The sequence below is a fragment of the Streptomyces sp. ISL-36 genome (assembly GCF_018614205.1).
Taxonomy (GTDB): Bacteria; Actinomycetota; Actinomycetes; order Streptomycetales; family Streptomycetaceae; genus Streptomyces.
The window spans coordinates 110,853-137,651 of record NZ_JAGGOS010000042.1 but is presented as its reverse complement, the minus strand read 5'-3'; the positions used below and the strand labels follow the sequence as shown (position 1 = coordinate 137,651).

Below are 26,799 nucleotides of genomic sequence, written 5' to 3'. Positions count from 1 at the left end.
GGACCGCACCCGGACACCCTCACAAGGAAGCCCCCCCCGTGAACGCCAGCCCCGCCTCCGAAGCGTCCGACGCCGGCAGCGCCGCCAGCGGCCCGCTCACCGTCGAACAGGCCACCGTCCCCCGCCAGCACTCCGGCCCGTACGACCCCCGTCCCACGCCGGTGCCCACGACCGGCCCCGTACCTCCCGCGTGGCCGGCCCCCAGGGAAGCGCCTGCCGCGTCACGCACGGCCGGGGCGGCGACGGGGGAGGACCACCTCGACGACCCGGACACCCGGCGCGCCGCCGACACGGCGACCATCGAGAACCTGCTGCGCTGCTGGGTACGGGAGAAGAACCTGCCCGCCCCGGAGTGCACCACCCTCCGCATCCCTCTCGAAGCCAGCGGCACCGCCCTCCTCGTCCCCGTCCGCTACTGGTCGCCCACGGGATGGCACCGCTTCGGCGCCCCGGCCCTCGAAGGGCTGCACCCCTCCGCCCCGACGGCCGACGCCGTCACCGTCGCCGCCCTGCTCAGCCGGGAGACCGGCCGCCCCGAGGGCACCGAACTCGTCGGCCGCGTCGCCGACTCGGCCCGCCGCACCGCGGACTTCATCGCCGACCGGCGTCACCGGCCCGGCCCCCGCCCCGACGCCGATCTCTTCCTCACCGCCGAACAGTCCCTGCTGCTCGGCCACCCCCTCCACCCCACGCCGAAGAGCCGCGAAGGGCTCTCCGACGCCGAGGCCCGGCTCTTCTCACCCGAGCTGTACGGCTCCTTCCCCCTGCACTGGATGGCCGTCGACCACGCCGTCCTCGCCTCCGACTCCGCCTGGACCGAACAGGGCCGTCCCGTCAGCGCCGCCCAGCTCGCCACCGCACTCGCCGATGGACTCGAACTTCCCCCCGGCACCGTGCCCCTGCCCCTTCATCCCTGGCAGGCCCGCGAGCTGCCGCACCGCCCGGACGTCGCCGCCCTCCTCGACGCCGGGCTCCTCCACGACCTCGGACCCCACGGCGCCTCCTGGCACCCCACCTCCTCCGTCCGCACCGTCCACCGGCCCGGCGCCCGGACGATGCTCAAGCTCTCCCTCGGCCTACGCATCACCAACTCGCGCCGCGAGAACCTCCGCAAGGAACTCCACCGCGGCGTCGAGGTCCACCGGCTCCTGCGCACCGGGCTCGTCGACCAGTGGCAGGCCGCCCACCCCGGCTTCGACATCGTCCGCGACCCCGCCTGGCTCGCGGTCGACACCCCGGACGGTGCCCCCGTCGCCGGACTCGACGTGATGATCCGGCACAACCCCTTCGCCGCCGGAGACGACGCCGTCTGCATCGCCGCCCTCACCGCCCCGCGCCCCTGGCCCGGCACGACCCGGATGCGCTCCCGCCTGGCCGACATCGTCACCCGGCTCGCCGCCCGCACCGGCCGCCCCATCGCGGCCGTCGCCGCGGAGTGGTTCCTGCGCTACCTCGACCAGGTCGTCCGACCCGTGCTCTGGCTCGACGGCACCGCCGGTGTCGCCCTCGAGGCCCACCAGCAGAACACCCTCGTACTCCTCGACCCCGAGGGCTGGCCGGTCGGCGGACGCTACCGCGACAACCAGGGCTACTACTTCCGTGAGTCCCGCCGCGACGAGCTGGAGAGCCGCCTCCCCGGCATCGGCGCGGCCAGCGACACCTTCGTCTCCGACCAGGTCACCGACGAACGCTTCGCCTACTACCTCGGCATCAACAATGTCCTCGGTCTGATCGGCGCCTTCGGCGCCCAAGGCCTCGCCGACGAACGCATCCTGCTCGCCGGCTTCCGCCAGTTCCTCACCTCCACCACCGGCTTCGGCTCCCCGCTGCCCCACCGCCTCCTGGAAGCAGCGACCCTGCGCTGCAAGGCCAATCTCCTCACCCGACTCCACGGCCTGGACGAGCTCGTCGGCCCCGTCGACACCCAGTCCGTCTACGTCACCATCACCAACCCCCTCCGTCCCTGAAAGACCACGTCCGACCGAACTGCCGAGAGGAGAGCGCCTCCGTGCCTCCCGCCGATGCGCGCACCGACACCGACGACCTCCCCCGCACCGCAACCAGCCCCCTCCCCCCGGCCGACACGGGCGGGGATGACACCCTGGACCTGCACCTCTCGGAGGAGCTCGTCGCCCTGTTCGCAGCAGGCGAGAGCACGGCGACCACCGACGGCGACCTCCTCGACGCCGTGGCCGCCTGGGGCCCGACCCCCACCCCGGTCGGTTCGTTCCAACTCGTACCCGCCCGGCTGGACCGGGACGTGACGCTCATCAGCCGCTGGATGAACGACCCGGCCGTGGCGGCCTTCTGGGAACTGGCCGGCCCGGAGACCGTGACCGCGGACCACATCTCCGCCCAAGTCGGCGGCGACGGCCGCAGCGTGCCCTGTCTCGGTGTCCTCGACTCCACCCCCATGAGCTACTTCGAGATCTACCGGGCCGACCTCGACCCGCTCGCCCGGCACTACCCGGCACGCCCCCACGACACGGGCATCCATCTGCTCCTCGGCAGCGTCGCCGACCGCGGCCGCGGTATCGGCACCACGCTCCTACGAGCCGTCGCCGACCTCGTCCTCGGTCACCGGCCCCGGTGCACCCGCGTCATCGCCGAACCCGACCTGCGCAACACCCCCTCCGTCTCAGCCTTCTTGAGCGCCGGCTTCCGCTTCTCCGCGGAAGTCGACCTTCCCGACAAGAGAGCCGCCCTCATGGTCCGCGACCGCGCCCTTCGGCACGTCCTGTGAACACCCCTCTGCCTTACATACACCGCCCGACCCACAGCGGTTCCCACCCCGAGGAGTCCCCGTGCCGTCGTTCCCTGTCACCCATGACTCCGCACTGTTCTCGCCTCCCGAGCTGAACCCGGCCGCCTGGACCCGCGCGTCCGTCCGCCTCCTGGCCAAGACCCTCGGCGAGTTCGCGTACGAGGAGATCGTCGAGCCCGTGCCCGCCGGCGACCCCGGCAACCCCGACCGCTACGTCCTGCGTCTCGACGACGGTTCGGCCCTCCACTTCACCGCCCGGCGCGGTGCGTACGGCAGCTGGCGCGTCTCGGCCGAAACGATCACCCTCGACGGGGAGGCACTCACCGATCCCCTCGACTTCCTCGCCCGAGGCCGGCGCCTTCTCGGCCTCGACGGCGCCACCCTCGGCCATCTGATCCGCGAGCTCAGCACCACACTCGCCGCGGACGCGCGGCTCGACCGGACGGCCCTGACCGCCGCCCGGCTCGCCGACCTCGGATACGCCGAGCTCGAAGGCCATCAGACCGGCCACCCGTGGCTCGTCCTCAACAAGGGCCGGATCGGCTTCTCCGCCGGCGACGCGGCCCGCTGGGCCCCCGAGGCCCGGCGCGCCACCCGGCTGCCCTGGATCGCGGTCAGCACCGACCTCGCCTCCTACCGAGGCGTCCCCGGCCTCGACACCCCCGACCGGCTCTACGCGCGCGAGCTCGACGCCGAGGTCCTGGACACCTTCCACGCCGTGCTCCGGGCGCGCGGCCTGGACCCCGGCACGTACCTCCTCCTGCCCGTCCACCCCTGGCAGTGGGACGAGATCCTGCTCCCGCTCTACGCTCCAGCCATCGCCGCCGGGGCCGTCGTGCCGCTCCCCGCCGACGGTGACCTGCGGATGCCGCAGCAGTCCATCCGCACCTTCCTCAACACGAGCCGGCCCGACCGGCACACGGTCAAGCTGCCGCTCTCGGTCCTCAACACCCTCGTCTGGCGCGGGCTCCCCACCGAGCGGACCCTCGCCGCCCCCGCCGTCACCTCCTGGGTCCACGGGCTGCGCGACGCCGACCCCTTCCTGCGCGACGAGTGCGGGGTGATCCTGCTCGGCGAGGTCGCCTCCGTCACCGTCGAGCACCCCCTCTACGACCGGCTGCCCGAGGTCCCCTACCAGTACAAGGAACTCCTCGGTGCGATCTGGCGCGAACCGCTCAGGCTGCCGCCGGGCGAGCGGGCCCGCACGCTCGCCTCCCTGCTCCACACCGATCCGCACGGCCGGGCCTTCGTCGCCGAACTCGTCGAGCGCTCCGGACTCGCCCCCCTCGCCTGGCTCCAGCGCCTCTTCGCCTCGCTGCTGCCCCCGCTCCTGCACTTCCTCTACCGGTACGGCACCGTGTTCTCCCCGCACGGCGAGAACGCCATCGTCGTCTACGACGAGCAGGACGTCCCCGTACGCCTGGCGATCAAGGACTTCGTCGACGACGTGAACATCAGCGCGCGGCCGCTGCCCGAGCACGACGCGATGCCGGACGACGTGCGGAGCGTCCTTCTCACGGAGGAACCCGACTTCCTCACCCAGTTCATCCATTCAGGGCTCTTCGTCGGCGTCTTCCGCTACCTGGCGCCGCTCTGCGAGGAACAACTCGCCGTGCCCCCATCAGAATTCTGGGCCCTCGTGCGTGCCGAGATCCTGCGCCACCAGGCACGCTTCCCCGAGCTGAAGGAACGGTTCGAGCTCTTCGATCTGCTCACCCCGCGCATCGAGCGACTCTGCCTCAACCGCAACCGTCTGCACCTGGACGGCTACCGTGACCGTCCCGACCGGCCTCATGCCGCCGTCCACGGGACGGTCCCGAATCCGCTCGCGTGATCCGACTTGTCAGTGCCGCGCCGTAGGCTGGACGCGCTATGACGAAGCCATCCCTCCCCGACCTCCTCCACGCCGCCGTCTCCGCCGTCGGTGGTGTGGAACGGCCCGGCCAGGTCACCATGGCCGAGGCAGTTGCCGAGGCCATCGACGACAGCTCCCACCTCCTCGTACAGGCCGGCACCGGCACCGGAAAGTCCCTCGGCTATCTGGTACCGGCGCTGGCGCACGGCGAGCGCGTGGTCGTGGCCACGGCCACCCTGGCCCTCCAGCGCCAGCTGGTCGAGCGCGACCTTCCGCGTACGGTCGAGGCACTCCATCCGCAGCTACGGCGCCGCCCGGAGTTCGCCATGCTCAAGGGGCGGTCGAACTACCTCTGCCTCCACCGCCTCCACGAGGGCGTTCCCCAGGACGAGGAGGACGGCCTCTTCGACCCCTTCGAGGCCGCGGCCCCCACGAGCAAACTGGGCCAGGACCTGCTCCGGCTGCGGGACTGGTCCGACGAGACGGAGACCGGCGACCGGGACGACCTGACGCCGGGCGTCTCCGACCGGGCCTGGGCCCAGGTGTCGGTCTCCTCCCGCGAGTGCCTGGGAGCGAGCAAGTGCGCGTACGGGGCGGAGTGCTTCGCGGAGGCGGCTCGCGAGCGGGCCAAGCTCGCCGAGGTCGTCGTCACCAACCATGCCCTGCTCGCCATCGACGCGATCGACGGCGCCCCTGTGCTGCCCCAGCACGAGGTGCTGATCGTCGACGAGGCCCATGAGCTGGTCTCCCGGGTCACCGGCGTCGCCACCGGGGAGCTCACCCCCGGCCAGGTCAACCGCGCGGTCCGCCGGTCCGCGAAGCTGGTCGACGAGAAGGTCGCCGACCAGCTCCAGACCGCCGCCGAGGGCTTCGAGCGGGTGATGGAGCTCGCGCTGCCCGGCCGTCTGGAGGAGATCCCGGAGGACCTGGGCTACGCCCTGATGGCGCTCCGTGACGCCGCCCGCGCGGTCATCACGGCGCTCGGCTCGACCCGCGACAAGTCCGTCCAGGACGAGGACGCCGTCCGCAAGCAGGCCATGGCGTCGGTCGAGACCGTCCACGGCGTCGCCGAGCGGATCACCCAGGGCTCCGAGTACGACGTCGTCTGGTACGAGCGGCACGACCGTTTCGGCGCCTCTCTGCGGGTGGCCCCGCTCTCGGTCTCCGGTCTGCTGCGCGAGAAGCTCTTCGCGGACCGGTCCGTGGTGCTCACCTCCGCGACCCTGAAGCTCGGCGGTGACTTCAACGGGGTCGGTGCGTCGCTGGGCCTCGCCCCCGAGGGCACGCAGGGCGAGGACGTCCCGGTGTGGAAGGGCATCGACGTCGGCTCGCCGTTCGACTACCCCAAGCAGGGCATTCTCTATGTCGCCAAGCATCTGGCCCGCCCCGCCCGCGACGGCGACCGCGCCGACATGCTCGACGAGCTGACCGAGCTGGTGCAGGCGGCGGGCGGACGCACGCTCGGACTGTTCTCCTCGATGCGCGCCGCTCAGCTAGCGGCGGAGGAGCTGCGCTCCCGCATCCCCGAGTTCCCGATCCTGCTCCAGGGCGAGGACACCCTCGGCGAGCTGATCAAGACCTTCTCGGCCGAGCCGCAGACCTGCCTGTTCGGGACGCTCTCGCTCTGGCAGGGGGTCGATGTCCCCGGCGCCAGTTGCCAGCTCGTGGTGATGGACAAGATCCCCTTCCCGCGCCCCGACGACCCGCTGATGAGCGCACGCCAGAAGGCGGTCGAGGACGCCGGCGGCAATGGCTTCATGGCTGTGGCGGCCACGCACGCGGCCCTGCTGATGGCGCAGGGTGCGGGGCGACTCGTACGCGCCTCCGGAGACCGCGGGGTCGTCGCCGTACTGGACCCGCGGCTCGCCACGGCCCGGTACGGCGGCTATCTCAAGTCGTCGCTGCCCGACTTCTGGTACACCACGGACCGTAACCAGGTGCGCAAGTCGCTGGCCGCGATCGACGCCGCCTCGAAGGCGGCGGGCGTCTGAGCTTCGGCTCGGACGACGGACCCACCGAAGGCCCGAGAAACGTCTCAGGGCCCCCGCCGACTCGGCAGGGGCCCTGGAGCCATGGGAGGACGGAACAGGCCCCGGGACCGGCGCAGTGGGTCCCGGGGCCCGGTCAGAGCCGGCGAGGTGGTGTCACACTCGCCGCAGCACGGCGACGACCTTGCCCAGGATGGTGGCCTCGTCGCCAGGGATCGGCTGGTACGCCGCGTTGTGCGGCAGCAGCCAGACGTGGCCGTCCTCGCGCTTGAAGCGCTTGACCGTGGCCTCGCCGTCGAGCATGGCCGCCACGATGTCGCCGTTCTCCGCCACCGGCTGGCGGCGTACGGTCACCCAGTCGCCGTCGCAGATCGCGGCCTCGATCATCGAGTCTCCGACGACCTTGAGCACGAACAGCTCGCCGTCGCCGACCAGCTGCCGGGGCAGCGGGAAGACGTCCTCGACCGATTCCTCGGCGAGGATCGGGCCACCGGCGGCGATCCGGCCGACGAGCGGCACGTACGAGGCGGCGGGCTTGCCGGAGGTGTCCGTGGGCTGGGTGCTGGGCTGGTCGGAGCCCCGCACCTCGTACGCCCGTGGCCGGTGCGGGTCACGGCGGAGGAAGCCCTTGCGCTCCAGCGCCATCAGTTGGTGAGCGACCGAGGAGGTGCTGGAGAGGCCCACCGCCTGGCCGATCTCGCGCATCGACGGCGGGTAGCCGCGACGCTGGACCGAGTCCCTGATGACCTCGATGACCCTTCGCTGCCGGTCCGTGAGACCGGAGCTGTCGGCCCTGATGCCTGGAGGTCGTCCGGGCAACGAGCGCGCAGGCCGGCCTGGCTCCCCGTCCCCGTTCATGACTGCGTCATTCATGGCATGCACCGGCTCGAGTCGGCCCTGGGAGCGGTCCTGGGCAGTGATGGTGGCACTGTCTGCGGTGGTGGTCACGTCGGCGGCCCCTCTCGAATGGTCTCCCTGGCTGGCACAACGGTAGTGGCTTTCGAAAGGTTGCGCCAAACACACGTTCGAGTGAAAAATCGCAGATTGCTTTACGTGTCTCCGCAGGTGGGTGTATGTGTGCGCCCCGGCCCGGTGGCAATTCGGTCATTACGGTACCGTCCACCGTCGGCTCGTACGGCAGCGGGGCTGCCCTTCCAGTGTGGCATCCGAGGGGCCGGAATCGGCGGAGCCGCGCTCTTCGCGTACCCTCGTGGCCGGTCGCGGGCATCCCGGGCGCACGACACGCGCGAAGCGCCGTAAAAGCCACTCAACCCCAGATCTAGTGGTTGGATTGCATCAGCCACCCAGAAGTTGTGGTCCCCCCGGTCTGCCGGGGGTAGGCGCATCGCCTATGCTGGTGGTCGCTTCGAGGGGGTCTTGACGGGCCCGGCGAAGCTATACAGTCGTGCCGTGAGGGAGGGTCGGAACCATGCATTGCCCCTTCTGCAGGCACCCCGACAGCCGTGTCGTCGACAGTCGCACCACCGACGACGGGACGTCGATCCGCCGCCGCCGTCAGTGCCCCGACTGCTCCCGTCGTTTCACGACGGTGGAGACCGCATCGCTGATGGTGATCAAGCGGTCCGGAGTGACCGAACCCTTCAGCCGTACCAAGGTCATCTCCGGCGTGCGCAAGGCGTGCCAGGGGCGGCCCGTGACCGAGGACGCCCTCGCCAAGCTCGGCCAGCGGGTCGAGGAGGCGGTGCGCGCCACCGGGAGCGCCGAGCTGACCACCCACGACGTGGGGCTGGCCATTCTCGGCCCGTTGCAGGAGCTCGACCTCGTCGCGTACCTGCGCTTCGCATCCGTTTACAAGGCTTTCGAGAGCCTCGACGACTTCGAGGCCGCCGTCGCGGAGCTCCGCGACCAGCGGCCCCCCGCAGAGGAATGCGGGACCGGAGTGACCCCCGAGGTCCCCGTTCCCGCCACCGCCGCCGACTGACCGGCGGGCCGGACCGGAGGTCCGGCCGAGGCCGGCCGTGAGCGGCCGAAAAGACGTGTCACGAGCGCCATCGGCGGTGCTCGTGACAGCAGACAAGAAGACGGTGCCCGGGGATTTTCTGGGCACTTCAGGGTGTTTTGCCCGTATATGGGAGGCGGCATGACAGAGACGGCGAGCGGTCCGGCACGAGGTTCCCGCGCCAAGGGGACCAAGGCGAGCAAGGGCCTGCGTATCGAGCGCATCCACACCACTCCTGGCGTGCATCCGTACGACGAGGTGGTCTGGGAGCGTCGTGACGTCGTCATGACCAACTGGCGCGACGGCTCGGTCAACTTCGAGCAGCGTGGCGTCGAGTTCCCCGACTTCTGGTCGGTGAACGCGGTCAACATCGTCACCAGCAAGTACTTCCGCGGGGCCGTCGGCACCCCGCAGCGCGAGACCGGTCTCAAGCAGCTCATCGACCGGATCGTGAAGACCTACACGAAGGCCGGCGAGGAGTACGGCTACTTCGCCTCGCCCGCCGACGCCGAGATCTTCGAGCACGAGCTGGCCTACGCCCTCCTGCACCAGATCTTCAGCTTCAACTCCCCGGTGTGGTTCAACGTCGGCACGCCTCAGCCCCAGCAGGTCTCCGCCTGCTTCATCCTGTCCGTCGACGACTCCATGGAGTCGATCCTCGACTGGTACAAGGAAGAGGGCATGATCTTCAAGGGCGGCTCCGGCGCCGGCCTGAACCTCTCCCGTATCCGCTCCTCCAAGGAGCTCCTCTCCTCCGGCGGCAACGCCTCCGGCCCGGTCTCCTTCATGCGCGGCGCCGACGCCTCCGCAGGAACGATCAAGTCGGGCGGCGCCACCCGTCGCGCGGCCAAGATGGTCATCCTCGACGTCGACCACCCCGACATCGAGGACTTCATCGAGACCAAGGTCAAGGAGGAGGAGAAGATCCGCGCCCTGCGCGACGCGGGCTTCGACATGGACCTGGGCGGCGACGACATCACGTCCGTCCAGTACCAGAACGCCAACAACTCGGTCCGCGTGAACGACGAGTTCATGAAGGCCGTCGAGTCCGGCGGCAAGTTCGGCCTGCGCGCCCGCATGACCGGTGAGGTCATCGAGGAGGTCGAGGCCAAGTCGCTGTTCCGCAAGATGGCCGAGGCCGCCTGGGCCTGCGCCGACCCGGGCATCCAGTACGACGACACGATCAACCGCTGGCACACCTGCCCCGAGTCCGGCCGCATCAACGGCTCGAACCCGTGCAGCGAGTACATGCACCTGGACAACACGTCCTGCAACCTCGCCTCGCTGAACCTGATGAAGTTCCTCAAGGACGACGGCAAGGGCAACCAGTCGTTCGACTCCGAGCGCTTCGCCAAGGTCGTCGAGCTCGTCATCACCGCGATGGACATCTCCATCTGCTTCGCCGACTTCCCCACCCAGAAGATCGGTGAGAACACCCGCGCCTTCCGCCAGCTCGGCATCGGCTACGCCAACCTCGGCGCCCTGCTGATGGCGACCGGCCACGCGTACGACTCCGACGGCGGCCGCGCCCTGGCCGGTGCCATCACTTCGTTGATGACCGGTACCTCGTACCGGCGCTCCGCGGAGCTCGCCGCGGTCGTCGGCCCGTACGACGGCTACGCCCGCAACGCCGAGCCGCACCAGCGGGTCATGAAGCAGCACGCCGACGCCAACACCGCGGCCGTGCGCATGGACGACCTCGACTCGCCGATCTGGGCCGCCGCCACCGAGGCGTGGCAGGACGTCATCCGCCTCGGCGCGAAGAACGGCTTCCGCAACGCCCAGGCCTCGGTCATCGCCCCGACCGGCACCATCGGTCTCGCGATGTCCTGCGACACCACCGGCCTCGAGCCCGACCTCGCCCTGGTCAAGTTCAAGAAGCTGGTCGGCGGCGGCTCGATGCAGATCGTCAACGGCACCGTCCCGCAGGCCCTGCGCCGCCTGGGCTACCAGGAGGAGCAGATCGAGGCGATCGTCGCCCACATCGCCGAGCACGGCAATGTGATCGACGCCCCCGGCCTGAAGACCGAGCACTACGAGGTCTTCGACTGCGCCATGGGCGAGCGCTCCATCTCCGCGATGGGCCACGTCCGCATGATGGCCGCCATCCAGCCGTGGATCTCCGGCGCCCTCTCCAAGACCGTGAACCTGCCGGAGACGGCCACGGTCGAGGACGTCGAGGAGGTCTACTTCGAGGCCTGGAAGATGGGCGTCAAGGCGCTCGCGATCTACCGCGACAACTGCAAGGTCGGCCAGCCCCTCTCCGCCAAGAAGAAGGAGCAGGAGAAGGTCGAGATCACCGAGAAGGCCGAGGACACGATCCGTACCGCGGTCGAGAAGGTGGTCGAGTACCGCCCCGTCCGCAAGCGCCTCCCCAAGGGCCGCCCGGGGATCACCACCTCCTTCACGGTCGGTGGCGCCGAGGGCTACATGACCGCCAACTCCTACCCGGACGACGGTCTCGGCGAGGTCTTCCTCAAGATGTCCAAGCAGGGTTCGACGCTCGCGGGCATGATGGACGCCTTCTCCATCGCCGTCTCAGTCGGTCTGCAGTACGGCGTTCCGCTGGAGACCTACGTCTCCAAGTTCACCAACATGCGCTTCGAGCCGGCCGGCATGACGGACGACCCGGACGTGCGGATGGCGCAGTCGATCGTCGACTACATCTTCCGCCGCCTGGCGCTGGACTTCCTGCCCTTCGAGACCCGCTCCGCGCTCGGCATCCACTCCGCCGAGGAGCGTCAGCGCCACCTGGAGACGGGCTCCTACGAGCCGGCCGAGGACGAGGTGGACGTCGAGGGCCTGGCCCAGTCGGCACCGCGCCAGACGGAGCCCCTGAAGGCCGTCGACCCGGTCGTCAAGGCCGAGGTCCCGGCTCCCAAGCAGGCGCACACCTCGGCGGAGCTCGTCGAGATGCAGCTGGGCATCAGCGCGGACGCCCCGCTCTGCTTCTCCTGCGGTACGAAGATGCAGCGCGCCGGCTCCTGCTACATCTGCGAGGGCTGCGGCTCGACCAGCGGTTGCAGCTGAACCGTCAGCGGTTGGACCGTCCGCGGTTGAACCGTTCGCGGCTGAAGACCGCGTGAAGTGAGGGGACCGGCCGGGAGGCCGGTCCCCTCACTCATGTAGGCCGTCCGTGGAAGTCGGGGCGGCCTGGGGCAGGCGGGCGGGGATCAGGCCGGCGGGGCGCCCATCACCGTCGTGAAGGTCTGCGGGTCGGCATCGAACCCGCGCCGAAGCGCGCGGTAGGACCAGCCGTCGGTGCCGTCCCGGGTGAACTCCGCGATCGTCGCCGCCGTGGCGTCGGCGGCATAGGCGAAGTCGTGGGTGGCCAGGTCCGTGTAGCCCTCGCGGATCCGTACACCGGTGTTGGCGACGGCGCCGAAGGTGAGCCGGCCGCCGCCCTGTTGTATGGCCACACCCACCACCACGCGCGCGTAGCGGGGCGCCAGCCGGTCCAGCTCCAGCGTCATCGCCTCGTCGTAACCGAAACCCTGCCCCGTACGACTGTCCCGGTTGAGTGTGATCGTGCCGTCGGGGGAGCGGCTGCCGAAGTGCACCAGATAGGCCGCCGCACCGTAGGGATCGTCCGCCGTGTAGACCCCGGCGATGAGGTCCAGGTCGTGCGGCGGGGAGCCGGCCGGGCTGGGGTCCCACTTGAGCGTGACCTCGACCTTGCCGACCCCCTTGTTGAGTCCGCTCACCGTGATTCCCCTCTCCGCCTACGAAGCGCACCGCTGGTCCGGTCAACTGCCCGCGTTCCCGAGCAGGTTGTTCATGGTGTCATGCGCCGGTCTCCCGGGGCGGGCGGTGTGTGACGTCGTACGGCTCGTTGCGATCATTGGACCGGTCGCGCATCCGGAACGAGGGGGAGAGCATGTGGAGCGGTGACGAGCTGGATCTGGACGCGTACCTGGAGCGGATCGGGTACGAGGGGGAACTCGCTCCCACTGTCCGTACGTTGAGTGCGTTGCACCGGGCGCACATCCGGGCCATTCCGTTCGAGAACCTCGACGTCGCGCTGGGGCGGGTGGTGGCGCTCGACGTCAAGAGCCTGCAGGCCAAGCTGGTGGGCGGCCGGCGGGGAGGCTACTGCTACGAGCAGAACTCGCTGTTCGCCGCGGTTCTGGAGCGGCTCGGCTTCCAGGTGGCCGGCCGCGGGGCGAGGAACCGTACGCGCGGGGACGCGTTACTGCCGGTGACCCACGCAGTGCTCGTCGTCACCGTCGACGGCCGGGAGTGGCTCGCCGACACCGGGTTCGGCCAGCAAGGCCTGCTGGAGCCCGTTCCGTTGCGCGAAGGGGTCCGGGTCGAGCAGGGAGGCTGGACCTTCGGGATCGGAACGGAGGATGAGGGCATCCACGTCCTGCGCTCGCTGCGCCCCGAGGGGTGGCAGGACCTGTACGCCTTCTCTCCACAGACTCTTTATCCGGGTGACTTCACCGTCATGAACCACTACAGCTCCAGCCATCCGCGGTCCAGCTTCGTCGGCAAGGTGGTGGCGCAGCAGCCTGGAGCCGGTGTCCGCAGGGCGCTGATCCGCGATCTGCTGACGACGGTCCGGACGGACGGAACGACGGAAGAACGCACAGTGGGGCCGGGGGAGTTGATCCGGACGCTCTCCGAGGTGTTCGGCATCGAACTGGATGCCGAGGAGTCGGCCGCCCTCGTGAGAGTGCACTCCGCCGTAGTCTGACGGGCGCCGCGTCCCGCCCCGTACGATGGCGCGGTGCTGGTCAAGTGGATTCGCTGCACCGTGGTGGACCGTCGGGGGTTCGAGCGGGGGCAGCGGAAATGGGCGGGGCTGCTGGGTGAGCCGGGATTCCGGGGCCAGGGCGGAGGGTGGAGCCGGGCGCGGCCCGACGTCGCCCACGTCTTCGCCTTCTGGGAGAGCCGCGCGTTCTACGACTCGTTCATGGCGCGGTCGCACGACCGGCTCGCGGCCGCGCAGGCGGGCACGTACAAGGACAGCCAGGTCAAGCTCTTCGACCACCGCTTCGATGTGAAGACGGGCTTCGAGCCGAAGTTCACAGACGCCGACGTGGCCAGGGTGGCGCACTGTCGTGTTTACCAGGACCGGGTCGAGCACTTCGCGCTGATGCAGGAGAAGGTGTGGAATCCGGCGATGGCCGGCTCCCCGGGGATGCTGCGAGGGGTCTTCGGTGAGGCGCCCGGGAACGAGTTCATGGTGCTGTCGATGTGGCGGTCCGCCGCCGAGCACGGCAAATACCGGGTGGAGCGCGTCGAACGGCTCGGGCTCCGCGCCCAGACGGAGGCGGACGTGGCGGCGCTGACCGGGGACGTGGTGCGGCTCGAGCCGTCCTGGACGGTCTGATCACCCGTCGGTGACGTGTCCCTCGGTGGCTCGGCCCGCGGTGACGCGCCCCTCGGCGAGGTGTTCATCATCGGTGAGGCGTCCCTCGGTGGCGTGCTCCCTGGTGGCGTGCTCCTCGGTGGCGTGCTCCTCGTCCGGCGCGGGCCGCGGGACGAACGCACCCGCCCTCACGGCCGCCAGCGTCGCTCGGGCCGTCTGGTCCGCCAGTGCGGCGTCGAGTGGTTCGCGAGTGACGAACAGGCGCAGGAACAAGGGGGCGGAGACGGCTCGTACGACCGCGCCGGCGTCCGTTCCCTCAGGGGCCTCGCCGCGGACCAGTGCCCGCTCGACGACGGCCTCGCAGCGGGTGAAGCGCTCGGCGTAGAAGGTGCGCAGGGCGTCGGCCGCCCGTTCGGACTGGAAGGCCGCCCCGACGAACGCGGTGGGTGCGGCCGCGGCCGCCGGGTCGGCGAAGGAGTCGACCACTTCGCGGGCCAGCGCCCGTAGATCGCCGTCCAGGCTGCCGGTGTCCGGCGGGGTCCAGGCGTCCTCCCCCGCCAGATCCAGAGCGTCGGCGACCATCCCCTCCAGACTGCCCCAGCGGCGGTAGAGCGTGGTCTTGTGCACCCCGGAATGCTCCGCCACGTACTCGACGGTGAGGGCCGGATAGCCGTGCTCGGCCAGGCCTGTCAGGACGGCGTCCCGGACCGCGGCCCGGGTGCGTGCCGTACGGCCGCCGGGGCGACGGCTGCCGGGTGCTGGGGTCATCTCGCCTTCGATCGACGCATTCAATTGCTACTCCCGTTGCGTTAAGGAGTTCGAGTGTGCCACACTTCTCGTAACGCGACACCGGTTGCATTTAGCGGCTCGGTGGGTGCCCTCGTACACCCGCCTGTCTCGTCCTGCCCGCCCTGCTTCGTCGACCGAAACCTTGGAGGCGCCCTTGCCCACTCAGATCTCGTTACAAGACGTGACCGTGACCCGCGGCGAACGACTGCTGCTCGACCAGGTCTCGCTCACCGTGCGCCCCGGCGAGCGGATCGGGATCGTCGGGGAGAACGGCGCGGGGAAGTCCACGCTTCTCCGTCTGCTCGCCGGGCTCGAAGCCCCCGAAGAGGGCGAGGTCGTCACCCTGGCCGAAGGGGGTGCGGGGCTGCTCGCGCAGACCCCCGGACTCTCCGCCGAACACACCGTCGCCGACGCCATCGACGAGTCCCTGGCGGAGCTGCGTGCCATGGAAGGGCGGCTCCGGGTGCTCGAAGCACAGCTCGGCACGGGGGACGGGAGCACGCTCGACGAGTACGGCGACCTGCTCACCGCCTATGAGCTGCGCGGGGGGTACGAAGCGGACGCCCGGATCGACAAGGCCATGCACGGACTCGGGCTCGGCCATGTGGACAGGTGCCGTCCCCTCGGCGGCCTCTCGGGCGGTGAACAGGCCCGGCTGGGCATCGCCTGCGCGGTCGCGGCGGCACCCGAGGTGCTCCTGCTCGACGAGCCGACCAACCACCTCGACGAGCAGGCCCTCGACTGGCTGGAGGACGCGCTGCTCTCGCACCGGGGAACGGTCGTGACCGTCTCCCACGACCGCGCGTTTCTGGAACGGATCGCCACCTCCGTGCTCGAGGTCGACGCCGACCGGCGCACGGTCGTCCGCTACGGCGACGGATATGCCGGGTTCCGGGCCGAGCGGGCAGCCGCCCGGCGGCGTTGGGAGCAGGCGTACGAGGAGTGGCGCGGAGAGACCGCACGGCTGGAGGCCTATGCCGCCACCACCGCGCACGGGGTGGCCGTCGGCCGCTCCATCAAGGACAACAACAAGATGGCCTACGACCGGGCCGCCGGCCGGGTCCAGGCCTCGGTCTCCGGGAGGGTGCGCAACGCACAGGAACGGCTGCGACGCCTTCACGCCGAACCGGTGCCCAAGCCCCCACGGCCGCTCGCCTTCACGGCCCGGCCGGTCGCCGCTAGCGCCGAGGGGGAGCTGGTGAGCCTCCGCGGTGTGCGGATCGCGGACCGGCTGGGCGTCGACCGGCTGACGGTCCGGGCCGGGGAGAAACTGCTGATCCACGGTGGCAACGGCGCGGGCAAGTCGACCCTGCTACGGATCATGGCGGGGCTCTCCGAGGCGGAGACGGGGGAGGTCCGGCGGGCGGGCCGGATCGGATACCTGGCCCAGGAGATAGCGTCCCACCGGCCGGGGGAGCGGGTCCTCGCCGCCTTCGGCCGGGGACTGGCGCTCACCGAGGACGAGCAGTCCGAACTGCTCCTCTCCTACGGACTGTTCCGTCCCGCGGATCTGCGGGTCCCGGTCGGCAGCCTCTCCGCGGGACAGCGCCGCAGGCTCTCGCTGGCCCGGCTCCTGGCCCGGCCCGCCGACCTGCTGCTCCTCGACGAGCCCGCCAACCACCTGGCACTCGGCCTGGTCGAGGAACTCGAGGACGCGCTCGAGCAGTGGGCCGGCGCCCTGGTCGTCGTCTCCCACGACCGGCGGCTGCGCCAGCGGTTCACCGGCCGGGTACGCCGGATGGAGTCCGGACACCTACTCGACTGAGCCCGGCGGAGGCGGGCGATCTAGGGTTCAGGGCATGGCACGACCGCGGCGCATCGTTCTCGTACGGCACGGAGAGTCCGAGGGCAATGCCGATGACACCGTGTACGAACGGGAGCCCGACCACGCGCTCAGGCTCACCCCGACCGGTCTGCGGCAGGCGGAGGAGACGGGGGAGCGGCTTCGGGAGCTGTTCGGGGAGGAACGGGTCAGCGTCTATGTCTCGCCGTACCGCCGCACCCATGAGACGTTCCGGGCGTTCCGGCTCGACCCGGCGCTCGTCCGGGTCAGGGAGGAGCCGCGGCTGCGGGAGCAGGACTGGGGAAACTGGCAGGACAGAGAGGACGTCCGCCTGCAGAAGGCGTACCGCGACGCGTACGGACACTTCTTCTACCGCTTCGCCCAGGGGGAGTCGGGTGCCGATGTGTACGACAGGGTCGGGGCGTTTCTGGAGAGTCTGTACCGGAGTTTCGAGGCGCCCGACCATCCGCCGAACGTGCTGCTCGTCACCCATGGGCTGACCATGCGTCTGTTCTGCATGCGCTGGTTCCACTGGACGGTCGCCGACTTCGAGTCGCTGTCCAATCCGGGCAACGGTGAGACGAGGATGCTGCTCCTGGGCGAGAACGGGAGATACAGCCTGGACCGGCCGTTCGACCGCTGGCGTACCCCGGAACCGTACGGGCACACCGGATAGAGTGGCAGGGCGATGACCGCTGACTCCTCTCTCGACCGGCGCTTCGAACGCGCCCTGGCCAGCCTCCGAGGGCTGGCCGTGGGAGACGCCCTGGGCTCCCAGTTCTTCGTCCCCGTCAACTATCCGCTGCTGAAACGACGCGATCTGCCGTCGGGCACCTGGCAGTGGACCGACGACACCGAGATGGCCTGCTCGGTCCTGGCCGTACTCGCCCGGCACGGGCGGATCGACCAGGACGCGCTCGCTCACTCGTTCGCCGAGCACCACGACTTCGACCGGGGCTACGGCCCCACCGTGAACCGGATGCTTCGGCTCATCAGGGAGGGCGGCGACTGGCGCGAGCTCGCCGCTGCCCTCTTCAACGGTCAGGGCTCGTGGGGCAACGGTGCCGCGATGCGGATCGCCCCGCTCGGCGCCTGGTACGCGGACGATCCGGAGCAGGCGACCCACCAGGCCGAGATCTCCGCGTACACCACGCACCAGCACCGCGAGGCCGTGGTCGGCGCCATGGCCGTGGCGGCCGCTGCCGCGCTTGCCGCGAATCCGGCGGGGCCGCCCACGCCCACGGATCTTCTCGACGGCGTCATCGCGCTCGTGCCGCGCAGCGCCGTCGGTGCGGGGCTGCGCAGAGCCCGCGACATGCTCGACTACGGCGACGCCGCGACGGTGGCCGCGGTGCTGGGAAGCGGACGCCGTACCAGCGCCCACGACACCGTGCCGTTCGCTCTGTGGTCCGCTGCTCGCGGCCTCGGCGACTTCGAGCGGGTGTTCTGGACCACCGCACAGGTGGGTGGTGACGTCGACACCACCTGCGCCATCGCGGGCGGAGTGGTCGCTTCCGACGCGGCGGGCGCGCCGCCCGACGCCTGGCTGCAGCAGACGGAGGGCCTGCCGGAGTGGCTGCCGGCCGACGTGCGTCCCTGAAGCCCGTCGCGCGGAGTCGCGTGGAGTCATGCGGAATCGTGAGGATCGCTCTTGGTCCTCGCGCCTCCGCACGCGCCGGGGCCGGTGACGTGTGGGACGCTCCGGACGATCCGGCCCGTACCGGCGGAATGTCCGGGAGCGCGTGTCACGGTCTTGCCACAGCGCCGCTCGATCGAGGGCGATGGTCCGGGCCGGGGTTAGAGTCGGCCACTCCGAAGCGCTGATCATGACAAAAGCGCGCCGACGAGACACCCGGACCGTAGCCCTCCGCCGTCATGGCCCGTGCGCGGCCCGGGTCGGGAGGGGGTCCCGTGCCCGATACACCGTCCGTACCGTCCCCGCACGACGGAGCGCCGGCCGAACCGGAACGCCGGTCCGACGGCACGGCCATGCCATCCGGCGCCGTACCGCCGGTATCGCCCGTTCCGCCGGCGCCGGCGGCGAAGCAAGGTGGCGCCGCACCACCGGTTTCGGCTCAGTCTCGCGCCGCGGCGACCGCGGGGCGGCCCGGTGGCCCGGGGCCGCACCACCCCTGGGGGCCGCCGGTGCGTCCGAGCGAGACCTGGCTCACCCGGCTGCGTCCGGAGCCACCGGCCCGGGCGACCGGCGCGACCCTCTGGGCGATCCTGGCCACCGCCCTCCTCAGCGCGCTGCTGCTCGGCGACGGGCTCGGTCTCAACCTTGTGATCGTCGCCGTTCCCGCGATCCTCGCCGCCTCGTTCGCCGCCCGGGCGGCGGGCCGCCGGGTGCGCCCCTGGACGCTGGTGTGGGCCGTCGGAGGCCTCGCGCTACTCGCCGTGCCGGCCCTGCGAGACGCCGGCTGGCCGACCTTCCTCGCGCTCGTCTCCGCCCTGGCGCTGACCGCCTTCGCGCTGCACGGCGGTCAGGGCTGGCCCAGCATCCTGTTCGGGCCCATCGGCCTGATCGACTCCCTGGGTTCCGGTACGAACTGGGCCTGGCGAGGGCTCCGCGACCGGACGGACGGCTCCCGAGGCCGCTGGGGCCCGGCCGTGCGTACGGTCGGGGTGGCCGTCATTCTGCTCATCGTCTTCGGCGCTCTGTTCGCGGGCGCCGACGCCGCCTTCGCCGACCTGCTGGGCATGCTGATCCCCGACGTCTCCGTGGATCAGGCGCCCTGGCGGCTCTCGTTCTTCCTGCTCGGTCTCTTCGGCGCGATCGCCCTCGCCCGGACCGCCGCCGCGCCCCTGCGCTGGGACCGGATGGTCATCCGCCCCGGCCGAGCACGCAACCGGTGGGAGTGGGCTCTTCCGCTCATCGTCCTGAATCTCCTCTTCGCCGCGTTCAACGCGGTCCAACTCGGTGTGCTCTTCGGCGGATACGACAAGGTCCTCGCCGAGACCGGACTGACGTACTCCGAGTACGCGCGCCAGGGCTTCTGGCAACTACTGATGGCCACCCTGCTGACACTCGTGGTGATCGGGATCGCACTGCGCTGGGCGCCCCGGGCCGACGCCCGGGACCGGACGCTCGTCCGCGCCGTGCTCGGCACGCTGTGCGTACTGACGCTCGTCGTGGTCGCCTCCGCCCTGCGCAGGATGGACCTGTACGTGGACGCGTACGGACTCACCCGGCTGCGCGTCTCGGTCACCGCGATGGAGATCTGGCTCGGCGTGGTCATCCTGCTGATCATGGCCGCGGGGATCTTCGGCGCGCGTCTGCTTCCCCGGGCCCTGGCGGTGAGCGCGGCCGTGGCCGTGCTGATCTTCGGCGTCCTGTCGCCCGACGCGCTCGTCGCCGAGCGCAATGTCGAGCGGTACGACCGTCTCGGAAAGATCGACCTCCCCTATCTCGAAGGGCTCTCGGCCGACGCCGTCCCCGCGCTCGACCAGCTGCCCGAACCGCAGCGCTCCTGTGCGCTGCGGGACATCGAGACCCGGCTGCGGGAGGACGACGGGAGTTGGTACGCCACCAGTTGGTCGGAGGCAAGGGCCCGGGCGATCCTGGCCGAGCGGGGGGTCGACCGGTCCCCGGCGGAGTGCGGCGAGCCGAGCAGGGAAGAGGAGTACGACCCGTACGCGGACGGTGAGCTGTACGGCACTCCCTGAGTGCCGGGGTGAGGGGGCCGCCGACCACCGCGTCTCCAGCGTCTCGGCCTCCTCGCCCCCTCCGCCCGGGCCGGGGCGTTCGTGCTCCGTGGCCTCGCCGCCGGCCGTGATTCACGAATGCGACTGTGAGTCCATCGGTGGGCTTCAGAGATCGATCTCGCGGTGCCAAAAATCTGACCTCCTGCGTTATTTCGGTGATGACGGCGTACCACATCGAAGATGTGCGCCAGCGAATCGGCGTGCCCCGGGAGCGCCGCCACGGCCGATCGGCTGCCGCTGCCGCTGCTCCGTTCCCGGAGGGTGCGAGGGCCCTTCCCCGGCGGGTTCGGACATCCGACGGGAATCCGGGTATCGCGGGCGGTGTCGATCGGCGTAACCTGTCTGGCGCCATGCCGTATGAACCACCCACCCACAGCGTCGAGCGATCGCTCCGAGCCACCACCGGCGCCAAGATCATTGCCGGGGTCGACGAGGTCGGACGCGGAGCCTGGGCCGGTCCCGTCACGGTGTGCGCGGCCGTCACCGGTCTGCGACGGCCTCCCGAGGGGCTCACCGACTCGAAGCTGATCACCCCCAAGCGCCGCACCGCCCTGGCCGCGGAGTTGGAGAAGTGGGTCACCGCCTATGCGCTCGGGCACGCCTCCCCGGAGGAGATCGACGAGCTCGGCATGACCGCGGCGCTCCGGCTGGCCGCCGTGCGGGCGCTGGACGCACTCCCCGTGCGCCCGGACGCGGTGATCCTCGACGGCAAGCACGACTACCTGGGCAGCCCCTGGAAGGTCCGTACGGTGATCAAGGGCGACCAGTCCTGCGTCGCCGTAGCCGCGGCGTCGGTGATCGCCAAGGTCCGGCGGGACGAGATCATGGCCCAACTGGAGGCCGAGGCGGAGGAATGCCTGGCCTACGGCTTCGGGGCCAACGCGGGCTACCCTTCGCCGGTCCACAAGGCTGCCCTCGCGGAGCTGGGACCCACCGCGTACCACCGGCTCTCCTGGGCCTACCTCGACGGGCTGCCCCAGTGGCGGCATCTCAAGAAGGTCCGCATCTCCGCCGAGGCGGTCGCACTGGAAAGCGGGGGCCAACTCGGCTTCGACTTCTGAACCTCCCGGCCGAGCATGTCTCAGCAGCCGGGTCGCACGATTGTGCCCACCCGCCGGAGCCCCGCGCACCGGCGTTTGATAGACATCCATCCATGCCTCTCATCCCCGAGGAGCCTCAGATTCACGAGAGTGCCCAGGGTCCCCGCGCCACGGCCGCCGGCCACCCCGCGCCGACCCCCCGTCCCGTACCCGGTCCGCGTTCCGCGGCGTCGCCGCGTCCAGGGCGTCCCGGCCCCGGACCGGCCAGGCCCGCCCCGCCGGCGCAGCGCCCGCACTCCGGTGCCGGGCAGCCCCCGTCCTCCGGCCCGGAGAATCGTTCCGGGCAGCCGTCCGGTCCGCAGCTCCAGCTGATCCCCGCCTCCGCCGACGGCTCGCTCGACGCCGCCGAGGAAGCGGTGGATCTGCTCCTGGAGACCGGCCGTCCGCCCGGTGACATCCTCGTTCTCACGACCGGTGAGCAGCATCCGTGGGCGGCGCACGAGCTGTCCTTCGGCGACGCCGCCTACTGGGCGCAGCAGGACGCCCGCGACGACGTGTTCTTCGCGGACGCCGCTGCCGTGGAGCGTGCCGCCGCACGGCCCGTCGTCGTCGTGGCGATCAACGGCGGAGCCGATGACGTCGCCGCCCGGGCCCTGCCTCTGGCGAGGGAGCGCGCGACCGCGCTCCTCATCGTGTGCGGCGACCCGCAGCGGATCAACTCGGTGCTGGGCGCGGGTGTCTGAGCCCGAGTGAGCAACGCGGCCCTGACCCGGCCGCCCCGCGTACCCGGCCGCCCCGCGTGGGCGGCCGGGCCGTGGCGCCGCGGCCCCCATCGACGCGGGCGCGGTGTCGTCCGTGGGCTCTGGCGGCTGGTGGGTTACCGCAGGTGCTTCAACGTGCCGCCGTCCGGCGCAGTGGCTCGGCGGCGCCGCCCGCGCTACGCGGAGTGAGGGCGTCCAGCTCGGAGTTGACGTCTCCGAGAGCCGTCGGACGTGAGTCGGAGCTGGGCTGACGGCCACCGCGGCCCTCGCCCAGCACCTGCCAGCCCCCACGCGTCAGGGTGATGTACGCCCCACAGCGCAGGCCGTGGAGCGTGCAGGCGTCCCGCAGCCCCCACATCCAGGCACCGTCCTCCTCCGTCCACCGTTCGTCGCCGTCGCGGCAGTAGAGGAGCACGGCCGTCCGCACTGGGGTGCGGCGCCGCAGATCGTGCGGAATGACGCGGCGTAGATGCGCGAGGAGCGCGTTGCGGAACTCCCAGCCGTCCGCGGCGACGGAGCGGCGGGCGAACGACGCGCTGGCGGCGAGCCGTTCCTCATGGTCGAGAACGGCGATGACCGCGGTCGCGGGCGTCGGGCGATGGCGGCTGTGCAGACCGCTGACGACCTCGCGAGGGTTGGAGAGCAGCGGGATTCCGGCCGCCGCCCACTCGGAGGGTTCGAGCATCCGAGCGAGGCGGCTGGCGGACCCGGACGACGAGCTGATCGAGGTGGCTGCGGACGGAGCGAATCCGAAGGTCACGGTCCTCCCTTCGGATACGCGCCCGCTGGGCGGGCAGGGTCGAGTGAGGGCGCACCACGGCACAGTCCTTCAGGACCGCGTAGGGGCCGTGCGGGGCGGATTCCCAATTCTTCCTGGCCCGTGCGCGGGCGGCAACGAGCAATTGAGGCCGCTGACGGGAATGAGCCGGTATGACACTCATATCCCTGCCCAGCCACCCCTTGTTCACTCCCCGTTTCACCCCTGGACGGCAAGCACCAGCGGAAACACCCCCTCCGCTCCCGCCCGGCGCAGCAGCCGCGACGCCACGGCAAGCGTCCAGCCGCTGTCCGACAGATCGTCAACCAGCAGAACCGGCCCGCCTGCCGAAGCGAGCCGCTCGGCCAGTGCCGGCGGAACCGTGAGCGCCTGATGGAGCCCGACCACGCGCTGGGCGCTGTTCGTTCGGGAGATCCGCAGCTCCTCCGCCCCAGGCGCGTACTCCACGGCACCCAGCAACGGCATCCGGCCGATCTCGGCGATCCGCTGCCCGAGAGAACCCACCAGATGCGGCCGGCTGCGCGAGGCGACCATGACCACACCGGCCGGCCGGGCGGGAGCGTCCGGCGCCCCCGACGCCCAACCCCCGGGCCCCTTGGCCCAGTCGGCGAGCACACGGACCACCGCCTGCACCACATCGTCGGGGACCGGGCCGTCCGGGGCCCGCTCCGTGAGCATCGGACGCAGTCGGTTGCCCCAGCCGATGTCCGAGAGCCGGCCCAGGGCCCGCCCGCCGAACGACTGCTCGGCCGCAGGGATACGGCCCTTCAGATCGACGCCGACCGCCGGGAGTCCGGTCGGCCACATCTTGCGCGGCTCCACGTCCACGCCCGGCCGTCCCAGCTCGCCCTTGGCGGCATCCAGCGCGGCACCCGTCACCTTCGCGTCGAACCGGGGCCCCGAGCAGTTGTCGCAGCGCCCACAGGGAGCGGCCTCCTCGTCATCCAACTGGCGCCGCAGGAACTCCATCCGGCAGCCCGTCCCCGACGCGTAGTCGCGCATCGCCTGCTGCTCCGCCGCCCGCTGCCTCGCCACCCACGCGTACCGCTCGGAGTCGTAGACCCATGGCTGCCCGGTGCTCGTCCACCCACCCTTCACCCGGTGCACCGCGCCGTCGACGTCCAGCACCTTGAGCATCGTCTCCAGCCGGGTCCGCCGCAGCTCGACCAGCGGCTCGAGAGCCGGCAACGACAGCGGCCGGTCGGCGTGCGCGAGCACGTCCAGCGTGCGGCGCACCTGCTCCTCGGGCGGGAAGGCGACCGACGCGAAGTACTGCCAGATCGCCTCGTCCTCCTTGCCCGGCAGCAGCAGGACCTCCGCATGGTCCACCCCGCGCCCGGCCCGGCCCACCTGCTGGTAGTACGCGATGGGGGAGGAGGGCGAGCCGAGGTGCACGACGAAGCCGAGGTCGGGCTTGTCGAACCCCATCCCGAGCGCCGACGTCGCGACCAGCGCCTTGACCCGGTTGGCCAGCAGGTCCTCCTCCGCCTGCTGGCGGTCGGCGTTCTCGGTGCGGCCCGTGTAGGAGGACACCGTGTGCCCGCATTGGCGCAGATAGGCCGTGACCTCCTCGGCGGCCGCGACCGTGAGCGTGTAGATGATGCCCGAGCCGGGCAGCTCGCCGAGGTGATCGGCAAGCCAGGCCAGTCGGTGCGCGGCGTCGGGGAGTTGGACCACGCTCAGGCTCAAGCTCTCCCGGTCCAGCGGACCGCGCAGCACCAGCGCGTCCGTGCCGGCACCCGTACCGAGCTGCTCCGCCACGTCCGCCGTCACCCGGGCGTTGGCCGTCGCCGTCGTGGCGAGCACCGGGACGCCGGCCGGCAGATCGGCCAGCATCGTGCGCAGCCGCCGGTAGTCGGGCCGGAAGTCGTGGCCCCAGTCGGAGATGCAGTGAGCCTCATCGACCACGAGAAGGCCCGTGGCGGCCGCGAGCCGGGGGAGCACCTGATCGCGGAAGTCGGGGTTGTTGAGCCGCTCCGGGCTGACCAGCAGCACGTCGACATCGCCCGCCGCCACCTCCTGCTGGACGGACTCCCACTCCTCCGTGTTCGACGAGTTGATGGTGCGGGCCGTGATGCCGGCCCGGGCGGCCGCCTCCACCTGGTTGCGCATCAGCGCGAGCAGCGGGGAGACGATCACGGTGGGTCCGCTGCCGAGCTCGCGCAGCAGGGAGGTCGCCACGAAGTACACGGCGGACTTGCCCCACCCGGTCCGCTGCACGACCAGCGCGCGCCGCTTGTCCGCGACGAGCACCTCGATGGCACGCCACTGGTCCTCACGGAGTCTCGCCGTGCCGGTGGTGTCGCCGACGAGGCGGGCGAGTACGGCATCGGCGTCGGCTCGGAGGGCCACGCGGTCTTCGAGGCGGTCTGCGTTGGTCATGCCCCCATGCAACCCGATGGTTCGGACAATGCGCGAACGAGCCGTGCATCCTGTGGACAATCGGCGGGAGCGGGCGGCTCCGGTTCGGGGTCGCCCGCGAGAGTTATCCACAGGGCTTTCGGAGTCGGCGCCGAGCGCGAGAACGTCGTGACCATGAACACGAACCCCCGCGAATCACGTGGATCGTCCGAAACGCAGCACATCACCCTGCGCGGCCCCGCCGAACTGGCCGACGCACTTCCTTTCATGCTCGGCTTCCACCCCAACGACTCGGTCGTCCTCGTCGCGCTCCACGGCGAGCACGGACGATTCGGGGGCCGGGTCAGGCTCGGCATCCCGAGCTCGCCCAAGGAATGGCCTTCGACGGCGGAGCACCTCGCGGAGTGCCTCGTCGACGGCTGTGCCCGGCGCGGCGCCCGCCCGGACGGGATCGTCGTCTTCCTCTGTCAGGACCCCGAGCCCGGTGAGACGGGCCGCCGGACGATGGAACGTCTGCGCCCGTTCGCCCAGCGGCTGCGCACCGCCTGTGGCGAGCTCGACATTCCGGTCTACGAAGTGCTCTGCATCTCGGACGGTCTCTACTTCTCCTACTGCTGTCCCGACGCCCGCTGCTGCCCGCCCGACGGCACACCCCTCGCACTGACCGGTACATCGGTCATGGCGGCATCGGCGGCCTACGCCGGAATCCAGGTGAGGGGAACGCTGCGGGAGATGCAGGCGCGGCTCAAGCCACGCGAGTCGCCGGGCGACGACCAGCAGCGCACGGCACTGAACGCGGCCGCCGCCGTCATCGTCCCCAAGATCCTCGAGGGCCCGCCGGGGCAGGGCCGGGAGGAGATCCGAGAGACGACGCTGAAGCTCGCCCGCCAGATGCTCCGCCGGTTCGGACGGCCGTCCGCAGACGGCGTCGGCCCGGACGTGACACCCGCGGCCGGCATTCCGCGCCGCACGGGAACGGCGGAGAGGGACGCGGCCGACGACGCTCTGATCGAGCCCGACGAGGCCGCCGCACTGATCCTCGGGCTCCAGGACCGGGAGACCCGGGATCAGGCGGCCGAATGGATGGAGGGACCGGAGGCCGCGGCCGCCCTGCGGCTGTGGCGCGCGTTGGCCCGACGCTGCGTCGCCCCCTACGAGGAGCATGCCGCGGCGCCCCTCACCCTCGCGGGTTGGGTGGCCTGGTCCACCGGTGACGAGCCGGCCGCCCGGGTGGCCCTGGGCCTCGCGCTCGAGGCCGACTCCGACTACGTCTTCGCGCGTCTGCTGCATCAGGCCTGCAACGAGGGTCTCGACCCCGAATCACTGCGTAGCTGCCTGCGGGAGGAACGCGAGGCCAGGGAGGCCGCGGCCGCGGAATCGCGCCTCGCGGCGCGCCGGGTCCGGCCCCGCACCGGCCGTTCCCAGGCACTCCGGCAGCCCGCGAAGAAGACCGGGCCGGCCGGGAGGAAGAGCGGGTCGGCGGGGAAGAGGAACGGACCGGCCGACAGCGCCCGGCCCGGCGGGGCACCGTCCAAGGCCCTTCGGGACACCGCCGCCCGGCGCAGTGGGCAGCGCGGGACGAGGAGCGGGCGATGACGCCCGTGACCAGGCCCCCCGAAGCGGCGTTCAGCTCTGTGGCGGAGCCCGACGACCCGTGCCGCCGACATCCGACCGGCTGTCCGGACCGCACAGAGAGCACAG

Annotated in this window: 19 protein-coding genes and 1 pseudogene; 15 read left to right on the top strand and 5 right to left on the bottom strand. The window is 71.3% G+C overall.

Going from position 1 to position 26,799, the window contains the following annotated elements:
* The first annotated feature begins 38 nt into the window (after positions 1-38).
* From J7E93_RS11030 to J7E93_RS11015, 4 genes are all read left to right on the top strand, one after another.
* Positions 39-1,967, top strand: coding sequence for an IucA/IucC family siderophore biosynthesis protein (locus J7E93_RS11030; RefSeq protein WP_215067914.1), 1,929 nt, complete (start codon positions 39-41; stop codon positions 1,965-1,967).
* A 41-nt stretch (positions 1,968-2,008) separates the two neighbouring features.
* Positions 2,009-2,743 carry a GNAT family N-acetyltransferase gene (locus J7E93_RS11025; RefSeq protein WP_215067912.1) on the top strand — a complete coding sequence of 245 codons (735 nt, stop codon included), beginning with the start codon at positions 2,009-2,011 and terminating at the stop codon, positions 2,741-2,743.
* 61 nt (positions 2,744-2,804) lie between these two features.
* Positions 2,805-4,598 (top strand): IucA/IucC family siderophore biosynthesis protein, encoded by a 1,794-nt coding sequence (locus tag J7E93_RS11020; protein ID WP_215067910.1) that lies wholly within the window; start codon positions 2,805-2,807, stop codon positions 4,596-4,598.
* A gap of 38 nt (positions 4,599-4,636) precedes the next feature.
* A complete protein-coding gene (locus J7E93_RS11015) occupies positions 4,637-6,610 on the top strand; it encodes an ATP-dependent DNA helicase (RefSeq protein WP_215067908.1) in 1,974 nt (657 codons plus the stop codon).
* A 153-nt stretch (positions 6,611-6,763) separates the two neighbouring features.
* Here the strand turns inward: J7E93_RS11015 and lexA are convergent, their stop codons facing one another.
* A complete protein-coding gene (gene lexA / locus J7E93_RS11010; protein WP_158991227.1) occupies positions 6,764-7,555 on the bottom strand; it encodes a transcriptional repressor LexA in 792 nt (263 codons plus the stop codon).
* Positions 7,556-8,036: 481 nt separating this feature from the next.
* On the opposite strand from lexA, the gene nrdR reads away from it, so the two are divergent.
* Both nrdR and J7E93_RS11000 read left to right on the top strand, forming a co-directional pair.
* A complete protein-coding gene (gene nrdR, locus J7E93_RS11005) occupies positions 8,037-8,549 on the top strand; it encodes a transcriptional regulator NrdR (protein WP_215067906.1) in 513 nt (170 codons plus the stop codon).
* Between the two features lie 159 nt (positions 8,550-8,708).
* Positions 8,709-11,597: a vitamin B12-dependent ribonucleotide reductase gene (locus J7E93_RS11000; RefSeq protein ID WP_215067897.1), complete on the top strand. Its 2,889-nt coding sequence runs from the start codon at positions 8,709-8,711 to the stop codon at positions 11,595-11,597.
* A 143-nt stretch (positions 11,598-11,740) separates the two neighbouring features.
* Here the strand turns inward: J7E93_RS11000 and J7E93_RS10995 are convergent, their stop codons facing one another.
* Positions 11,741-12,271 carry a TerD family protein gene (locus J7E93_RS10995; protein ID WP_215067895.1) on the bottom strand — a complete coding sequence of 177 codons (531 nt, stop codon included), beginning with the start codon at positions 12,269-12,271 and terminating at the stop codon, positions 11,741-11,743.
* A gap of 173 nt (positions 12,272-12,444) precedes the next feature.
* Here J7E93_RS10995 and J7E93_RS10990 point away from each other — a divergent pair, with 173 nt between their 5' ends.
* Both J7E93_RS10990 and J7E93_RS10985 read left to right on the top strand, forming a co-directional pair.
* A complete protein-coding gene (locus tag J7E93_RS10990) occupies positions 12,445-13,263 on the top strand; it encodes an arylamine N-acetyltransferase (RefSeq protein ID WP_215067893.1) in 819 nt (272 codons plus the stop codon).
* A gap of 33 nt (positions 13,264-13,296) precedes the next feature.
* On the top strand, positions 13,297-13,902 hold the full coding sequence (locus tag J7E93_RS10985; protein WP_215067891.1) for a YdbC family protein: 606 nt from the start codon (positions 13,297-13,299) through the stop codon (positions 13,900-13,902).
* 147 nt (positions 13,903-14,049) lie between these two features.
* Here J7E93_RS10985 and J7E93_RS10980 read toward each other — a convergent pair.
* A pseudogene (locus J7E93_RS10980) lies at positions 14,050-14,649 on the bottom strand (TetR/AcrR family transcriptional regulator C-terminal ligand-binding domain-containing protein); the annotation flags it as partial.
* Between the two features lie 175 nt (positions 14,650-14,824).
* On the opposite strand from J7E93_RS10980, the gene abc-f reads away from it, so the two are divergent.
* The 6 genes from abc-f (at position 14,825) to J7E93_RS10950 (ending at position 21,941) form a co-directional block, all read left to right on the top strand.
* A complete protein-coding gene (abc-f, locus tag J7E93_RS10975; RefSeq protein ID WP_215067888.1) occupies positions 14,825-16,435 on the top strand; it encodes a ribosomal protection-like ABC-F family protein in 1,611 nt (536 codons plus the stop codon).
* Positions 16,436-16,469: 34 nt separating this feature from the next.
* Positions 16,470-17,129 (top strand): histidine phosphatase family protein, encoded by a 660-nt coding sequence (locus J7E93_RS10970; RefSeq protein ID WP_215067886.1) that lies wholly within the window; start codon positions 16,470-16,472, stop codon positions 17,127-17,129.
* A gap of 12 nt (positions 17,130-17,141) precedes the next feature.
* Positions 17,142-18,053 (top strand): ADP-ribosylglycohydrolase family protein, encoded by a 912-nt coding sequence (locus J7E93_RS10965; RefSeq protein ID WP_215067885.1) that lies wholly within the window; start codon positions 17,142-17,144, stop codon positions 18,051-18,053.
* 275 nt (positions 18,054-18,328) lie between these two features.
* Positions 18,329-20,119 (top strand): DUF4173 domain-containing protein, encoded by a 1,791-nt coding sequence (locus J7E93_RS10960; protein WP_215067883.1) that lies wholly within the window; start codon positions 18,329-18,331, stop codon positions 20,117-20,119.
* Positions 20,120-20,508: 389 nt separating this feature from the next.
* Positions 20,509-21,219 (top strand): ribonuclease HII, encoded by a 711-nt coding sequence (locus J7E93_RS10955; RefSeq protein ID WP_215067881.1) that lies wholly within the window; start codon positions 20,509-20,511, stop codon positions 21,217-21,219.
* 92 nt (positions 21,220-21,311) lie between these two features.
* Positions 21,312-21,941: a hypothetical protein gene (locus tag J7E93_RS10950; RefSeq protein ID WP_215067879.1), complete on the top strand. Its 630-nt coding sequence runs from the start codon at positions 21,312-21,314 to the stop codon at positions 21,939-21,941.
* A gap of 148 nt (positions 21,942-22,089) precedes the next feature.
* Here the strand turns inward: J7E93_RS10950 and J7E93_RS10945 are convergent, their stop codons facing one another.
* Together J7E93_RS10945 and J7E93_RS10940 are read right to left on the bottom strand one after the other, a co-directional pair.
* Positions 22,090-22,719 carry a hypothetical protein gene (locus J7E93_RS10945; RefSeq protein ID WP_215067877.1) on the bottom strand — a complete coding sequence of 210 codons (630 nt, stop codon included), beginning with the start codon at positions 22,717-22,719 and terminating at the stop codon, positions 22,090-22,092.
* A gap of 216 nt (positions 22,720-22,935) precedes the next feature.
* Positions 22,936-25,119: a RecQ family ATP-dependent DNA helicase gene (locus J7E93_RS10940; protein ID WP_215067875.1), complete on the bottom strand. Its 2,184-nt coding sequence runs from the start codon at positions 25,117-25,119 to the stop codon at positions 22,936-22,938.
* A gap of 153 nt (positions 25,120-25,272) precedes the next feature.
* Here J7E93_RS10940 and J7E93_RS10935 point away from each other — a divergent pair, with 153 nt between their 5' ends.
* Positions 25,273-26,694, top strand: coding sequence for a DUF4192 domain-containing protein (locus J7E93_RS10935; RefSeq protein ID WP_215067873.1), 1,422 nt, complete (start codon positions 25,273-25,275; stop codon positions 26,692-26,694).
* Positions 26,695-26,799 lie beyond the last annotated feature (105 nt).

Excerpts from the sequence above, each read along its gene's own strand:
- J7E93_RS11015 (WP_215067908.1), top strand. The coding sequence starts at position 4,637 with ATGACGAAGCCATCCCTCCCCGACCTCCTCCACGCCGCCGTCTCCGCC.
- nrdR (WP_215067906.1), top strand. The coding sequence starts at position 8,037 with ATGCATTGCCCCTTCTGCAGGCACCCCGACAGCCGTGTCGTCGACAGT.
- J7E93_RS11000 (WP_215067897.1), top strand. The coding sequence starts at position 8,709 with ATGACAGAGACGGCGAGCGGTCCGGCACGAGGTTCCCGCGCCAAGGGG.
- J7E93_RS10990 (WP_215067893.1), top strand. The coding sequence starts at position 12,445 with ATGTGGAGCGGTGACGAGCTGGATCTGGACGCGTACCTGGAGCGGATC.
- J7E93_RS10970 (WP_215067886.1), top strand. The coding sequence starts at position 16,470 with ATGGCACGACCGCGGCGCATCGTTCTCGTACGGCACGGAGAGTCCGAG.
- J7E93_RS10965 (WP_215067885.1), top strand. The coding sequence starts at position 17,142 with ATGACCGCTGACTCCTCTCTCGACCGGCGCTTCGAACGCGCCCTGGCC.
- J7E93_RS10960 (WP_215067883.1), top strand. The coding sequence starts at position 18,329 with ATGGCCCGTGCGCGGCCCGGGTCGGGAGGGGGTCCCGTGCCCGATACA.
- J7E93_RS10955 (WP_215067881.1), top strand. The coding sequence starts at position 20,509 with ATGCCGTATGAACCACCCACCCACAGCGTCGAGCGATCGCTCCGAGCC.
- J7E93_RS10950 (WP_215067879.1), top strand. The coding sequence starts at position 21,312 with ATGCCTCTCATCCCCGAGGAGCCTCAGATTCACGAGAGTGCCCAGGGT.
- J7E93_RS10940 (WP_215067875.1), bottom strand. The coding sequence starts at position 25,119 with ATGACCAACGCAGACCGCCTCGAAGACCGCGTGGCCCTCCGAGCCGAC.
- J7E93_RS10935 (WP_215067873.1), top strand. The coding sequence starts at position 25,273 with ATGAACACGAACCCCCGCGAATCACGTGGATCGTCCGAAACGCAGCAC.